This window comes from Bilifractor sp. LCP21S3_F8, from assembly GCF_052117805.1.
GTDB lineage: Bacteria > Bacillota > Clostridia > Lachnospirales > Lachnospiraceae > Bilifractor.
The window spans coordinates 1-13,298 of record NZ_JBQKIK010000025.1; the positions used below are offsets into that span (position 1 = coordinate 1).

Consider the following 13,298-nt stretch of genomic DNA (forward strand, 5'->3'; position numbering starts at 1 on the left):
ATCGAAGATTAGCTACGGTAACTGCATCCCTTGCCTTCTCCAGCTGCTTACTGAAGATCGGGATGGATATTGCAACGAGTACTCCAATTATAGCTACTACGATTAAAAGTTCCGCAAGAGTGAATCCATTGTTGTCTTCTCTCCTCATGTTGTGTTCACCTCCGGTCTATAACTTCTGAATATACATTTCGCAAATTTGCCAGTGTCGTTGCGTCCCTTGCCTTCTCCAGCTGCTTACTGAAGATCGGGATGGATATTGCAACGAGTACTCCAATTATAGCTACTACGATTAAAAGTTTCGCAAGAGTGAATCCCTTGTTGTCATCTCTCCTCATGTCATGTTCACCTCCGGTCGCTATCTTGCTATAATCTTGCTCCCCCTATTTTCATTCTTGCTTTCCTGGACTGATGATTGAAATGCTGGTGACGACAAGCGCTCAATTGATGGCAGTCACGGTGAGGAAAGCAAGGAGTTTGAAGTTCTTTGTAACCGCTCCTCATCTCCAAACGCCTGCCTTCCATTACCACAAGCACACAATTGCCAGGAAAGTTCCATCTCCCTGCATGGCAACATCCCAATAGCGGTAAATGCGGTCGGTGAGGACGGTATTAGGATGTTGTTTCGCATCATATTTTACTTGGCTTGTTGTATTCTCATCCCATTTTGAAACATCACTTATACCTAGGCCGTTATGGTTAGGTTGATACCCTATGTTTGCAAAGCTATTATAAACCGTTCCCTTATATGGGCTCGTGTCACTGACTCCCAGATAAGTACATTTCCCTGTTGCGGTATCGTACCTGAAGTACATGTGCTTGGGGTCTCCATTAGGTGTTTTTGCCTTATGTTCCTCCGGTGCATCAATGAACTCAGCCATCGCTGCAGATAAAGCAGATCTCGCGTTTGCTTTGTTTGTTGCAAGTCTAGCTTTCTTGAGCTGGGCGGTAAAGATCGGGATGGATATCGCAACAAGTACTCCAATGATGGCAACCACGATCAGGAGTTCCGCTAATGTAAAGCCCTTCTTATTCTTTTTTATAGAGCATCACTCCTTTCGTTTGATATGGATCTGTACTGCATCACCGCGATACTCTATCAATATGGGTCCCTTACATTTTTACTTTTGTAGTTATCGTTCGCCTGTATCTTTGTGATGGATTCATCTTTATCGAACGTATAAATGTAGTGGTAGAAATAGTAATCTCCAAACTTATAATCCTTATTTTGCGCCAACGGAGTATTAACATTCCATGATGAAATATCAGTAGGAACTATATTGGCATCCGGACTATAACTATTAATTATCAAATCGCTCTCTATATTCGCGCCAGTACTTTTCGATTTTGCGACCTTACCCGAGCGTATATCATACGCAATAATATCGTAAGAAGGATCCTCGAGATATGCAGCATACGCCGCAGCCTCTCCCGCTCTCGCATTTGCCTGGTTTACTGCAACTCTCGCTTTTCTAAGTTGTGAGGTAAAGATCGGGATGAATATTGCGACAAGCGCTCCAATTATTGCGACTACGATGAGGAGTTCTGCAAGGGTGAAGCCTTTATTCAGTTTTCTCTTCATCCCGCATCACTCCTTATCTGATCCGGCCTAAGATCTCATTTCAAGAGACAGATTCCATGTATACCTTAATAGTCGTAGAATAAATAACGTGTCGTTCCAGGCTTGTAATCATTTTTTGAACTATCTCTTTCGATGCCTATCTTGCTGTATACTCTTTCTGTGAGTATCCCGTGAAATGATTTCATAGTCCACGTTTCTGGCTCAGTATATGTCTGAGCAAATAATATGCCACCTTTATCTGCAGCTTGATAGTCCAAAGCATTATTATATTTCGGATCCGATACAGTCCCAGTCTTTATATCATAAACCTTGCATTTCATCTGTTCATTAGTGTCATAGTAAGTTGCAAATACAGCTGCTTTTGCGGCCCGCGCATTTGCAAGATTGGTCGCAAACCTTGCCTTTTTCAATTGAGTATTGAAGATCGGGATGGATATTGCAACAAGGACTCCAATGATGGCAACCACGATCAGGAGCTCCGCTAATGTAAAGCCCTTCTTATTCTTTTTCATAGAGCATCACTCCCTTTCGTGAACAGTTTTATTGAGACCAATAAAGCTCCATAGTGCGGAATTTATTCCCGAACCTGTGAATAGTAAATATATCTAATACTTCCGTCACTATTTAATACAAACGACCATCTCTTCATGATTTGACGATAAAAGGATTCTATATCTTTCGTGTCACTCGGATAATCAGGCCAGCTTTCAATACTTGTCGCACCGGGATCATGAATAAAGGCGCCCAAGCCGCCCCCGGTATTGTTTTATTTATCGTATAATTTTCATACGCTATATCCTTACCTGTTGTGACATCATAAGTGAAAGCCCATCCACCTATCGGCTGTGGCGCACCCATGGAGATATATTCCGCGACTGCCGCTGCATAGCCTGCTCTTGCATTTGCTTGATTGGTAGCCATCCGAGCCTTCCTAAGCTGATTATTGAAGATCGGTATGGATATCGCCACGAGCACTCCGATTATCGCAACCACAATGAGGAGTTCAGCAAGGGTGAAGCCTTTATTATTCTTTTTCATTGGGCATCACTCCCCTCTCATAATTACGCCCACAGTTCTTAAAATTGCGGAAAACGACCTTATTACGCGCAAATGTGCACGTTGAAAATTGCAGGTCAGGTGGTCCATCCCGGTCGTCTCCCTATGGGCTGATGAACCACATTCTTATATTACGCCCGCAGGTTCCGAAATCTGCGGAAAATAGCCTCATACTGCGCAATAGTCTAGGGTCATTACAAGCGATGGACAGGCGCGCGTAATAGCTTATGATATGAAGAAACCCTCCAGATTGCTCCGGAGGGCATTAATTTCTAATGCTGAATAAGTTAATCTTTAATTAATTATATGTTAATGCAGCAACACCAGTAGAACGCGTCACGGTAATTGTAGCAGTACCATTAGCAGTAGGATCACCAGCATCCATGCTACCTATTTTGCTACCTTTAAGGTTGGAGCTCTGCCAACCAGCAGTTGTTTGCGTTAACTGTACTGTGGCTGTCAACGTATCTGAATCAGCCTTTGCATCATTTATTGTAATATTACCTTCAGTAGACGCTGTAACTGCTTCGCCCGTAAGAGCATCAGCGGCAAGTTCTGCGTAAGCAGAGCGAATGTTAGCCGCATCCGTCGCCTCTCTTGCCTTCTCGAGCTGTGCTGTGAAGATCGGAATGCTGATCGCCACCAGAACACCAATGATTGCTACAACAATGAGCAGCTCAGCAAGTGTGAATCCCTTCTTGCTGTTTTTTAATTTTTTCAACATTTTTCAGGTCCTCCTCTTAAATATCATTTCCTCTTAACTAAGGAAATAAAAATTATTACTGATATTATAATATATGCTTTTTCGTCATTTGACAAGTCTAGTCATGTGAATTACTGCCCAAATTTTGTCGATTATTTTAATCAATCTAGACGAAATTAGAGAATCGGCGGAATTTTATGGGCTTCATTCAGTATGATGCAGCGGAACTTGAAGTGGTGTCGTCTGTCTGGCTTTCGTCGGATGAACTATCGACGATGATGCCGCTGGTGTCTGTCGCTCCCTGGAGTGTCTCAAAGAAGGTCACCTTCATGGATACACTGACCGGTCCACTCTGCAGAACGCCGCTGTCGCTGCCGGCTGCGATGTCGAGATCGCTGATCAGGCAGCGGTATCTGCAGGAGTACAGGCTGCTGATTATTTTTTCCGCCTCCGCATAGCTGTTGGAGGTGAAGGTGATGTTGATATTTCTGCGAACCGTATTGTCTGTCGCCTCCGGCTCCTCGAAATCGAAGTTGTAGACGGAGGTTCCGGAGAAGATGTTGTTCAGCTCCGTCATCTCATTGCTGAGGTTGTTGTAGGTGGCGACCTCGCCGGAATATGCCACTGTGCCGTTGGCGATGTCCTGCTTCATCTGGCTGATCATTGCCGCTCTCTTCTGCTCCAGTGTGATCTGGCTGTCCAGATCCGTGGTGTCATAACTGCGGAGCTGTGACTCGAGGTAATCATAGGTGAAAAAATAATAGATGAATCCCAGCAGGGCAAAGGTCAGTATCAGGATGAGGACAGTTTCTTTTTTGGAAAATTTACGATTAAGTTTCATTGATTTTCCATTCCCTCACTTTCTGCTTCCTGCTTCTTGGCCGCAAGCTGATCCGTCAGCGATGGCTCCCCGTCGCCGGACGAACTGGATACGGCACCGGTCGGGGAGGTAAAGGTGATGGTGATCTCCGCCGTCACAACGCCTGTGTCTGTGCTGTCATCTCCTGTGGATGCGGTAGAAGGCGAGACATACTGTACGATGTCGCTGCTCTGGAGTGCCTGGACCACGTCGGAGACTTCAGACAATGTCGTCCGCTCGATGGTCAGCGTCGCGGTGTTGCCGGTAATTGATATGCTCTTGATTCCGCTGTCAACCTGAACATCCTGGTCAATCACCTGCATCATTTTTGCCCGGTCCTGCATGGCCAGCTCGTCGGAATTCATGTATCCGGTTCCGTAGTGGCTGTACTGACCGCTCACATCGTCATAGACGCTGTTAGACGATACAAGTTCCTTGAGCTGTTCCTGCTTCGCGCCGTATTCCGCCTGTGCGGTATTGATCTCGTTCAGCTTGTCCAGCACCATGAACTTGGTGAAGATCCCGAGTGCCACGAGAAAAATGCCAAAGACCACCAGATCGAAGGCGATGCGTTTTCCGTTGTTCTCGTGGAAGACCAGATTGATGCTTGTCTTTGTCGGGTATTTTCCTTTTCCCCGTGCGCCGGTGCTGCTCTTTTGCGGCTTTTTGCCGCTTCCGGAAGCGCCGGGGCCGATTTCCATACTTAACAGATCTTTCAGGCTCAATGCTTATTCCTCCCCTTAGAACATGGTGATTCCGACCGACTGCGGCCCGAGGATCATGCTCTCATCAAACTCCGGTTTCGTCTCGATGAGATCGGCGATGCTGATCTGAGGCAGCTCGACGTTCTCTGCAATTTCCTTCATGAGTCCGTCGATTCTCGATCCGCCGCCGCAGTAGTACAGCTTGTCGATGTTGTTGTTCGGATTATTGAAGCTGTAGAAATTGAGCACACGCATGATCTGAACGGCCATGCTGTTGTACAGGTCCTGAATCTGCTGGTCATCCTGGATGATGTCCTTCTGATCGTCCAGACTGCTCATATCGATATTTTTCACCGTTTTCTCATTCAGGCCGACCACTTCCGCGTAAGCCTTCGCCAGTTCGTGACATCCCGGCTCCATGCTTCGTGTGATTTCGTACTCTCCCTTCGGAAAAAAATGAAGATTGATGGTACGGTCGCCGGCATCGAGGATGACATAGTCTCTGCTTCCTTTTTCGATGCTGTGCCGTTTCTCGAAGTCCTGAATAATCGTGCGGAAGGCGATTACCTCCGGAGCGATGATTTCCAGTCTGAGGCCGGCTCTTCTGCACATGGCGGTGTAGTTCTGAATCAGATTTTTACTGGCAGCCACCGCAAGGAGCTCCATTTTCTTCTCGTTTCGGCCGATTACCGCATAATCGTAGATATATTTGTCGAAATCCTCTGTGATGTAATCGTGAAATTCAAAGGGAAGGTTAACCTTCAGCTGACTGATCGTCATCAGCGGAAGTTCCATCCGCCGGATATAGGCTGTGTTCTCCGGCATCGCGACAGCCGCTGTCCGGCAGCTAATGCCGTTTGCCTTCATCAGTTCCTTGATGAAATCTCCTGCCGCGTCCCAGGATGTGACGCGTCCGTCCTTTACGAGGTGCTCCGGCACCCGCTCGCTCACAAATCGGACCGGGACATTGTTCTGGCACAGCGTCATCTTGATCCGGTAATTCCCGATATCGATTCCCAGTATCTTATTCTTTGGCATAGCACGCCCTCATTCCCGTTATGTTTTTTGCCTCGTGATACAGACTATTCTATATTATATCAGATCAGATCAAGTTCATATACCCTTCTGTTTGTCATATCGCACAGATCAGGTACTTCCTATTGTGGAACGATTCGAAAAACGTTTATGAATTTCTTCTGTAAATCTTACCGCGCGGATCAGGTACCTCCTGTCAGAACAGGCTCAGGTACCACCCGGTTACGGCTTGGCCGAACAGGATGCTGATCCAGGTTGCGATGGAGATTGCCGGACCGAAGGGGATTCTGTGTTCCCTGCGGATCGCGGCAAAAATCAGTCCGATGATACAGGACAGAATCAGATTAAACAGTCCGGTTACCGGTCCGGTGAAGAGTCCTGCCATGAAGAAAAGCTTGATGTCTCCGCCTCCGAGTCCTTCCTTGCCGGTGACCCTGTCAAAGAGAAGTGAAAGCAGAAGCAATGCCCCTGCAATGACGGCTCCGCCCAGAAGGCCTGAGATCAGCTGGTCTTTGATTTTTTCCCCGGTGAAGGGAAGGGTAACCGCCCACAGCACAATACCTGCCACGATGAAGCCGTTCGGAATTTCAAAGGTATCCAGGTCGGTCAGGGAAAGTCCGAGAAGGATACAGGACAGGATCATGTACCGCATCGTGAGAATGCTGATCCCGTATCGGAGATATACACCTGTGAAGGCGCAGGCGAGAATCAGCTCCGCGATCATGTACCGCGGGGAAATCTTCTCATGGCAGTACCGGCATCTGCCCTTCAGAAACAGGTAGCTGAAGATCGGCACCAGGTCCGCCGCTGAAAGCGGATGACCGCAGACCGCACAGTGGCTTCTGCCCTTCAGCACGCTCTCGCCGTGCACAATCCGCCACGCAAGGCAGTTGATAAAGCTGCCGAAGACGGCACCGAAGACGAAGCTGACGACTCCTCCGTATATTGTCAGAAATAGAGTTGGTTCCACCGTGATTACCCCTCATATCAAATACACAATTCAACGCTGTTCAAATACACAGTTCACCACTGTTCAAATACGCAGCTCAAATGCTCAGTTGCTTCCACAGATACTCCAGGAGCCGATCCCGTAAATCGATCAACTGGTGCGGCGTATTTTACCGCAGTGCACGGATGCCACAGCCTCCGATATCTGTCTGCTTCATGATGATGCGGCCGCGCCGAGACCGGCTATTTTCGTCCCGGTTTTCGCGGCATCCTTCTCGATCTGATCCTTCTGCTCTGTGTTCAGCCGCCGTTTCTCACTGATGGTCATGAGGGTGTAGTCGTAGGCGGTCAGTGTGTGTCCCTGCCATCTTGGGTGAACCACCGTCCCGTTGTCCTCCACGGATAGCGCGAGAAGCTGCCCGCCGTTCTTTCCTCCGAGATTCGGAATACCGAGCGCTCCTGTCTCCCCGTTCGCGTTGTGCCTGCGGTCGGAGCGCCCGTACCCCTCGATCTTCCCGATCTCATCCCAGCCGAGCATCCGGCTGTTGACAGAGTCGAAATAGTAGGTGACATCACCTCCGAACCCGTCTTCCATGTACTGGACCTTTGCTGCCTTGATGGCATTCTCGACCTGGTTCCGGTCGAAGGTCATCTTCGCATCGTTCAGGTGACGGATATACATTCGAACCGCAAACATGCCGCAGAAAAAAATCACCGCGATCAGAAGAACTGCGGTCAGGTTCGCGATTCCCCGCTTATTTCTGATTATCGATCGATTTCGCTTCCCCATTCTTGCCGTTCCTCTGTTTCAGTTCATTCTCTGATCTGCCGTTCCCCTGCTTCAGTTCATTCTCTGATCCGCCGTTCCTCTCTTACATCAGGTTGTACATCGTAAACATCGGCAGGTAGACGGAGATGACGATGAACCCGGCAAAGAAGGCAAGAAAAATCAGAAGCGTGGGCTCCAGCTTTGCCAGTGCCTGTTTTGTCCGATAGTCCGCTTCGTTGTTGTAGTACTCTCCGATTGTCTGCAAGGTATCCTCCAGCGAACCGGTTTCCTCTCCGATCGCGGTCATCTGTTTGAGGTTGTCTGGAAAATAGGCGCTCGCCTCGATGCATTTGCCCAGGGGCTGTCCTTCCTCAATCTTCGGCTGCATAGCCGCTACATCACGCCGGAACAGCTCATTGTCCATGACCTTTGCCGTTACCGCCACGGCATTGTTGACCGTAAGACCGGATGCCAGAAGCACAGACATTGTATCCGCGAACTGAGCAGCACTGTTGGCTGTGTTGATTTTTCCCATGACAGGCATCCGAAGCTGGAGTTTTCCCTTGACAAGCGCGCCCTTATCGGTTCGGAAGTAGACGGACAGTCCGATCACGGCTGCCAGGATGATAATCACGAACAGTCCCCACCACTTTGCGAAGAAATTCGAGATCGCGATGGTGATCTGTGTCATCATGGGCAGATTGCCGCCGAGCGACTCAAAGGTGCTCGTGAGCGTCGGGATCACCTTCGCCATGATGATGATCAGGACAATGATCGCTACGATGACGACAAAGATCGGATAAGTCATCGCCGCCTTGATCTTCTCCTGATTTTTGCTTGCGTTTTCATAGTAAATCTGCATCTTGGAGAAGGAGTTCTCGATAGTACCTGACTGCTCACCTGCCCGGATTGTTTCAATAAAGGTCGATGGAAAAACGCCCTTCCCGTTTCGTTCGAGGCTGGACGCAAGGCTGCTTCCATCCTCAACATCAGCGGCGACCTCCTGCAGCATCTTCTTCAGTTTTTTGTCCTCGGTCTGCTCGGCGATCATTGAGATGCACCGCCCGACCGGCATACCCGATCTCAGCATTACGGCAAACTGGGAGCAGAGAACGGAAAGAATCTTGGCGTTTACCTTCGGTTTCCCGCCGAACTCCATGGACAGCACATTACGGGATTCCTTCACAGCGGAAATTTCAGTGATGATCGGGCAGCTCTGCCGGATCTTCTGCACCGCTGAATACTCATCCGGCGCCTGCACGACACCACGGATTGATTTGCCGTCGGTATCAATGGCGCGGTACTGGTATGTAGTCATATGCTATTTCCCTCTCAGAACATGAATTTCTTCTTCATATAATCGGCATCGTTGCACGCCTCCAGTGCGGTCTCCGGCGTGATCTTGCGGTCCGCGGCGAGCTCGAGGAGGAAGTTGTCCATCGTAACACTGCCCTCCGCTGCGGATGTGAGCATCGCGGAATGCATCTGCGGTGTTTTGCCCTCGCGGATCAGATTTCGTATGGAAGTCGTGACGATCATGACTTCCGCCGCAAGAATCCGGCCCTTGCCGCCTGCTCTGGGCAGAAGCTGCTGCGAGAGAACCGCGTTCAATGTGGTTGACAGCTCCATACGGATCTGTGGCTGTCTCTCTTCCGGAAAAACGCCGACCATGCGGTCGATGGAATCGACGGCTGAGTTCGTGTGCAGCGTCGCGAAGACGAGATGACCGGTCTCTGCTGCCGTCAGCGCCGTCTCAATTGTGGTCAGATCACGCATCTCGCCGATCAGAATGACATCGGGGTCTTCCCGCAGAACCGCCCGAAGTCCGTCCTCGTAGCTTCTGGTGTCTGTTCCGATCTCTCTCTGGTTGATGATGCTCTTCTTCGGCTCGTACAGGTACTCGATCGGATCCTCCAGCGTTACAATATGCTCGGCACGGGTCTCGTTGATCCGGTTCAACAGAGCCGCGAGTGTTGTGGATTTTCCGGAACCGGTCTCGCCGGTGACGAGCACGATGCCCTTCCGGTAATTGGCGAACTTCTCTGCCGCCTTCGGAAGCCCCAGCTCCTCGACCTCCGGGATATGATTGCTCAGGATACGCAGTGCTGCTGAGATATGGCCTCTCTGGTGAAACAGGTTGATACGGACACGCTCGCCGCCGATGGACGCCGCCATGTCCAGTTCTCCGATATCACGAATGGAATCGTAATGCTCTCCCGCCAGTTTCTCGGCTATTTTTTTGCAGTCATCATCGGTCAGAATATCACTTGTCAGATCCTGAAGTATTCCGTCCACACGAATTTTCGGCGGAAGTCCGCAGATCAGGTGGATATCTGATGCGCGCATCGCTGCTGCTGTCATAACCATTTGGTCGACCTTCATCATTTCTTTATGCCTCTCATTTCCCAAACCGCTCTATTCATGTCAGCTATCCCTGCCATTCTATTCAAGTCGGCTATCCCTGTAATTCTATCCAGGTCAGCTATCCCTGCAATCATAAATGCATCCCGAATTTTCAAATAAGCTTGTAAATTCCCAGGCTCAGCAAAGAAAGCAGTCTTACCATCCATTACTCAATCTGTAATACTTATTGTACGGATAATTTCATCAACTGTTGTGATACCGTCTTCTACCAGTTTATCTGCATGTTCCAGCATTGTCACGTAGTTTGTTTTTTCTGCCAGCTTCGTGAACTCCTGTTTGTCACCGCCGGAGGTGATGCAGTGACGGAGCTCATCGTTCATCATCAGGATCTCGAATACGCCGATTCGCCCGCGGTAGCCGGAATGGTAGCAGTTGTCGCAGCCTTTTCCGTGGTAGAACTTTCTTCCGGGGTAATTGTGGATTCTGGCCAGGGAAAGTGACGCCGCCTCGGGCGTGTATTCTTCCTTGCAGGCGGGGCAGATTCTCCGCAGAAGTCTCTGAGAGATGATGCCTCGAAGGCCGGCGGAAATCAGGTACGGAGCGACGCCCATATCCTTCAGACGGTCAATGGCCGATACCGCGTCCTCGGTATGAATGGTCGTGATCACGAGATGGCCGGTCATCGCGGCGCGCATCGCAATCTCTGCAGTCTCGCCGTCACGGATCTCGCCGACACAGATGATGTCGGGGTCCTGTCGCAGAATCGAACGAAGTCCGCTGGCGAATGTCAGTCCGACTTTTTCGTTGATCTGCACCTGAGTGGCGCCCTCGATGTGATACTCCACCGGATCCTCCAGCGTGATCAGGTTCGTGTACTCACTTAACAGCTCCTGCATCAGGGCGTACATCGTCGAGGATTTTCCGCTTCCGGTTGGACCCACGATCATGATTACCCCGCTGGTATTCTTGAGCAGCCGGTCGATCTTTGCATTCTCGTCCTGCGGGATTCCGATTCCCTCGCGGGTCAGCATGGAGCCCTCTGTACCGAGAATTCGGATTACGATTTTTTCTCCATAGATCGTCGGAAGCGTGGACATACGCATATCGACATCGTTCTGTTTCAGTTTCAGAATCGCCCGGCCGTCCTGCGGGATTCTTTTCTCAACGATATTCAGATGTGCCATGACCTTCAGTCTTGATGTTACCGAGCCCATCAGGTCGCCGGGGATCGTCATGATCCTGTGAAGCCGCCCGTCTACACGAAGGCGGATGACCATTTCCGTCTCGGTCGGCTCAAAGTGAATATCGGATGCCTTCTCATTGTAGGCGCGCTCGATGATCGAATTCACCAATCGGATCGTCGGCGCATCCTCGACATCCTCTTCCTCCGGTGTCTTGATCTCGTCCTTTGTCAGCCCGGCATCCGCCATCATCTGCGCCATTGCCTCGGCGGCGCCCTCGTTGCTGTAGAGTACATTGATCGCATGCTCCACGGCAGCCTGCGAAGCGATCATCGGAATGATCTTCTTCTTCGATGTATCATGCGCCTCCTCCAGCGCCATGAAGTTCAGTGGATCCGCCATCGCCAGGAACAGCGAGTCCTTGGAGACGGAAACCGGAACGATCAACGCTTTCTTCGCCAGCGACTTCGGAATATATTTTGACATCGTCGGATCAATATCGGCCTTACCCAAATCGATGTAATCGATACCGAGCTGAATACGAAGGGTATCGATCAGCTGCGCCTCCGTGATGAATCCATTATCAATGAGAACCTGTCCGAGCCGCTTCTTCTGCTCCTTCTGCATCCGAAGCGCCTGATTCAGCTGATCCTCTGTAATCACATGCGACGAGACAAGCATATCTCCCAGTCGTTTATTCTTCATAAACAAAGTCCTTTCGTTTGCTGCAGGCGGAAAACTACTACCTTCAGGTGTTGGGCAGTTGACTCCACATTTCCTCTATCGCCAATACTCTTTATCTCATATATTCATCATACCAAAAACTAAACCCAAATATACAACAAACCCAAAATACTGTCAATTTCAGCGGACGCCACGATCCCCCCACGATGACCTGTGCCACGATGAGATGCGCGTTAATAAGCTGCGCGACAATGAGCTGTACCACGATGGCCTGTGCCACGATGAGATGCGCGTTAATAGGCTGCGCGACAATGAGCTGCGTCACGATGAGCTGCACGACAGGTCGCTATTGCTCTGTTTTGCCGCAGGGGATTCCGAGCGTCTCCAGCAGAGCCTTGAAAGTATCCTGACCGTCAAGGCAAATGTCTGTCAACCATCCTTTTTCCTGTTTCCAGTTCGCCAAGCCGCGATAGTAGAAAGCTTTTTTGCTGTTCTCAATGAGAAATGGCACAATGTTGTAACGAAGGCACTCTTTTAATGCCACAAGTCTTCCAACTCTTCCGTTCCCGTCCTGAAACGGGTGAATGTATTCAAACTCCGCATGGAAGGCAATTATGTCATCCATCGTTACCCGCCTTACCTGTTCGATTCCGTTATAACGGTGAAGAAGATCGCTGATCCGTTTATGCACCTCCTCCGGTCTTGCCGTCTCGTGTCCTCCGACCATATTGGGGCGTTTCTTGTAATCCCCGACAGCAAACCAGTTCAGCGCGGCGTCCCTTGTATCATATTTCAGAATATAATGCAGTTGTCGGATAATCTCCTCTGTCAGTTTTTCCTCTGAATGATCAATCACATAATTAATTGCCCGAAAGTGATGTATGGTTTCCATAATATCATCCACAAGTACGCCTTCACCCGCATCAATCGTATTCGTCTCGAAAATCAGCCTTGTCTGATCTTCCGTCAGCCTGCTGCCCTCGATATGGTTGGAGTTATAAGTCATGCGAACCTGAAGCTCGTGGTAGAGACCGCCGGAAATCTTCGCCTCTTTCTCATCCCTGAGTGTCTGAAGAATGATGTTATCAGAAACCTCCCGCATAAGTTCTGCCGAATCACATCGGAGATAATCCGCAATTCTCTGCAGGGTTCTCCCTGAAAGTTTCTCCCCCTTCCCGATCTTTGCAATCGTCCGGCTGGAGAGACCGATGCGTGCTCTCAGATCAGTTTTTGTAACTCCCTTCTCTTTCAGTTTTCGGTTCAGTCCATCATAATTGAACACTGGAAATTCGAACCTCCTTTTAAATGCTTTACTTATTTTAGCATGATCCCGGAATATTAGTAAAGTTTTCTGGCCGTTCGATGTTCCAAAAGTAAAGCATCGGCCACTATTCTGCCTGCACTGTACGTAATCCG

At 49.5% G+C, this 13,298-nt stretch carries 17 protein-coding genes; all 17 read right to left on the reverse strand.

Going from position 1 to position 13,298, the window contains the following annotated elements:
• A partial coding sequence (locus ACTQ3A_RS10890; RefSeq protein WP_441495319.1) for a type IV pilin protein occupies positions 1–148 on the reverse strand: 148 nt, incomplete at its 3' end.
• Positions 149–155: 7 nt separating this feature from the next.
• The gene (locus tag ACTQ3A_RS10895; protein ID WP_441494588.1) at positions 156–335 is read right to left on the reverse strand and encodes a type IV pilin protein; all 180 of its coding nucleotides are present in this window, start codon (positions 333–335) and stop codon (positions 156–158) included.
• 186 nt (positions 336–521) lie between these two features.
• Positions 522–1,040 carry a type IV pilin protein gene (locus tag ACTQ3A_RS10900; RefSeq protein WP_441494601.1) on the reverse strand — a complete coding sequence of 173 codons (519 nt, stop codon included), beginning with the start codon at positions 1,038–1,040 and terminating at the stop codon, positions 522–524.
• Between the two features lie 56 nt (positions 1,041–1,096).
• Positions 1,097–1,579, reverse strand: a complete 483-nt coding sequence (locus tag ACTQ3A_RS10905; RefSeq protein ID WP_441494587.1) for a type IV pilin protein — start codon at positions 1,577–1,579, stop codon at positions 1,097–1,099.
• A gap of 65 nt (positions 1,580–1,644) precedes the next feature.
• Positions 1,645–2,091: a pilin gene (locus ACTQ3A_RS10910; RefSeq protein WP_441494586.1), complete on the reverse strand. Its 447-nt coding sequence runs from the start codon at positions 2,089–2,091 to the stop codon at positions 1,645–1,647.
• A gap of 157 nt (positions 2,092–2,248) precedes the next feature.
• Positions 2,249–2,617 carry a type IV pilin protein gene (locus tag ACTQ3A_RS10915; RefSeq protein ID WP_441494585.1) on the reverse strand — a complete coding sequence of 123 codons (369 nt, stop codon included), beginning with the start codon at positions 2,615–2,617 and terminating at the stop codon, positions 2,249–2,251.
• A gap of 316 nt (positions 2,618–2,933) precedes the next feature.
• Complete coding sequence (locus tag ACTQ3A_RS10920; RefSeq protein ID WP_441494584.1) at positions 2,934–3,359, reverse strand: type IV pilin protein; 426 nt, start codon at positions 3,357–3,359, stop codon at positions 2,934–2,936.
• 187 nt (positions 3,360–3,546) lie between these two features.
• The gene (locus ACTQ3A_RS10925) at positions 3,547–4,179 is read right to left on the reverse strand and encodes a hypothetical protein (RefSeq protein WP_441494583.1); all 633 of its coding nucleotides are present in this window, start codon (positions 4,177–4,179) and stop codon (positions 3,547–3,549) included.
• The gene (locus ACTQ3A_RS10930) at positions 4,176–4,922 is read right to left on the reverse strand and encodes a hypothetical protein (protein WP_441099988.1); all 747 of its coding nucleotides are present in this window, start codon (positions 4,920–4,922) and stop codon (positions 4,176–4,178) included. Before ACTQ3A_RS10930 ends, ACTQ3A_RS10925 begins: the two co-directional genes overlap by 4 nt.
• A gap of 15 nt (positions 4,923–4,937) precedes the next feature.
• The gene (gene pilM / locus ACTQ3A_RS10935) at positions 4,938–5,939 is read right to left on the reverse strand and encodes a pilus assembly protein PilM (RefSeq protein WP_441494582.1); all 1,002 of its coding nucleotides are present in this window, start codon (positions 5,937–5,939) and stop codon (positions 4,938–4,940) included.
• A 193-nt stretch (positions 5,940–6,132) separates the two neighbouring features.
• On the reverse strand, positions 6,133–6,906 hold the full coding sequence (locus tag ACTQ3A_RS10940) for a prepilin peptidase (RefSeq protein ID WP_441494581.1): 774 nt from the start codon (positions 6,904–6,906) through the stop codon (positions 6,133–6,135).
• A gap of 192 nt (positions 6,907–7,098) precedes the next feature.
• Positions 7,099–7,674: a hypothetical protein gene (locus tag ACTQ3A_RS10945; RefSeq protein WP_441494580.1), complete on the reverse strand. Its 576-nt coding sequence runs from the start codon at positions 7,672–7,674 to the stop codon at positions 7,099–7,101.
• An 82-nt stretch (positions 7,675–7,756) separates the two neighbouring features.
• Positions 7,757–8,971: a type II secretion system F family protein gene (locus ACTQ3A_RS10950; protein WP_441494579.1), complete on the reverse strand. Its 1,215-nt coding sequence runs from the start codon at positions 8,969–8,971 to the stop codon at positions 7,757–7,759.
• Between the two features lie 14 nt (positions 8,972–8,985).
• Positions 8,986–10,038, reverse strand: a complete 1,053-nt coding sequence (locus ACTQ3A_RS10955) for a type IV pilus twitching motility protein PilT (RefSeq protein ID WP_441494578.1) — start codon at positions 10,036–10,038, stop codon at positions 8,986–8,988.
• Complete coding sequence (locus tag ACTQ3A_RS10960; RefSeq protein ID WP_441494577.1) at positions 10,035–10,223, reverse strand: hypothetical protein; 189 nt, start codon at positions 10,221–10,223, stop codon at positions 10,035–10,037. The genes ACTQ3A_RS10955 and ACTQ3A_RS10960 overlap by 4 nt, the downstream gene beginning before the upstream one ends.
• Before the next feature lie 3 nt (positions 10,224–10,226).
• Positions 10,227–11,903, reverse strand: a complete 1,677-nt coding sequence (locus ACTQ3A_RS10965) for a GspE/PulE family protein (protein ID WP_441494576.1) — start codon at positions 11,901–11,903, stop codon at positions 10,227–10,229.
• Positions 11,904–12,228: 325 nt separating this feature from the next.
• Positions 12,229–13,164, reverse strand: a complete 936-nt coding sequence (locus tag ACTQ3A_RS10970; RefSeq protein ID WP_441494575.1) for a Fic family protein — start codon at positions 13,162–13,164, stop codon at positions 12,229–12,231.
• Positions 13,165–13,298 lie beyond the last annotated feature (134 nt).

Coding starts and splice junctions, on each gene's coding strand:
- ACTQ3A_RS10895 (WP_441494588.1), bottom strand. CDS start 335: ATGAGGAGAGATGACAACAAGGGATTCACTCTTGCGAAACTTTTAATC.
- ACTQ3A_RS10905 (WP_441494587.1), bottom strand. CDS start 1,579: ATGAAGAGAAAACTGAATAAAGGCTTCACCCTTGCAGAACTCCTCATC.
- ACTQ3A_RS10910 (WP_441494586.1), bottom strand. CDS start 2,091: ATGAAAAAGAATAAGAAGGGCTTTACATTAGCGGAGCTCCTGATCGTG.
- ACTQ3A_RS10915 (WP_441494585.1), bottom strand. CDS start 2,617: ATGAAAAAGAATAATAAAGGCTTCACCCTTGCTGAACTCCTCATTGTG.
- ACTQ3A_RS10920 (WP_441494584.1), bottom strand. CDS start 3,359: ATGTTGAAAAAATTAAAAAACAGCAAGAAGGGATTCACACTTGCTGAG.
- ACTQ3A_RS10925 (WP_441494583.1), bottom strand. CDS start 4,179: ATGAAACTTAATCGTAAATTTTCCAAAAAAGAAACTGTCCTCATCCTG.
- pilM (WP_441494582.1), bottom strand. CDS start 5,939: ATGCCAAAGAATAAGATACTGGGAATCGATATCGGGAATTACCGGATC.
- ACTQ3A_RS10945 (WP_441494580.1), bottom strand. CDS start 7,674: ATGGGGAAGCGAAATCGATCGATAATCAGAAATAAGCGGGGAATCGCG.
- ACTQ3A_RS10950 (WP_441494579.1), bottom strand. CDS start 8,971: ATGACTACATACCAGTACCGCGCCATTGATACCGACGGCAAATCAATC.
- ACTQ3A_RS10955 (WP_441494578.1), bottom strand. CDS start 10,038: ATGATGAAGGTCGACCAAATGGTTATGACAGCAGCAGCGATGCGCGCA.
- ACTQ3A_RS10960 (WP_441494577.1), bottom strand. CDS start 10,223: ATGGATGGTAAGACTGCTTTCTTTGCTGAGCCTGGGAATTTACAAGCT.
- ACTQ3A_RS10965 (WP_441494576.1), bottom strand. CDS start 11,903: ATGAAGAATAAACGACTGGGAGATATGCTTGTCTCGTCGCATGTGATT.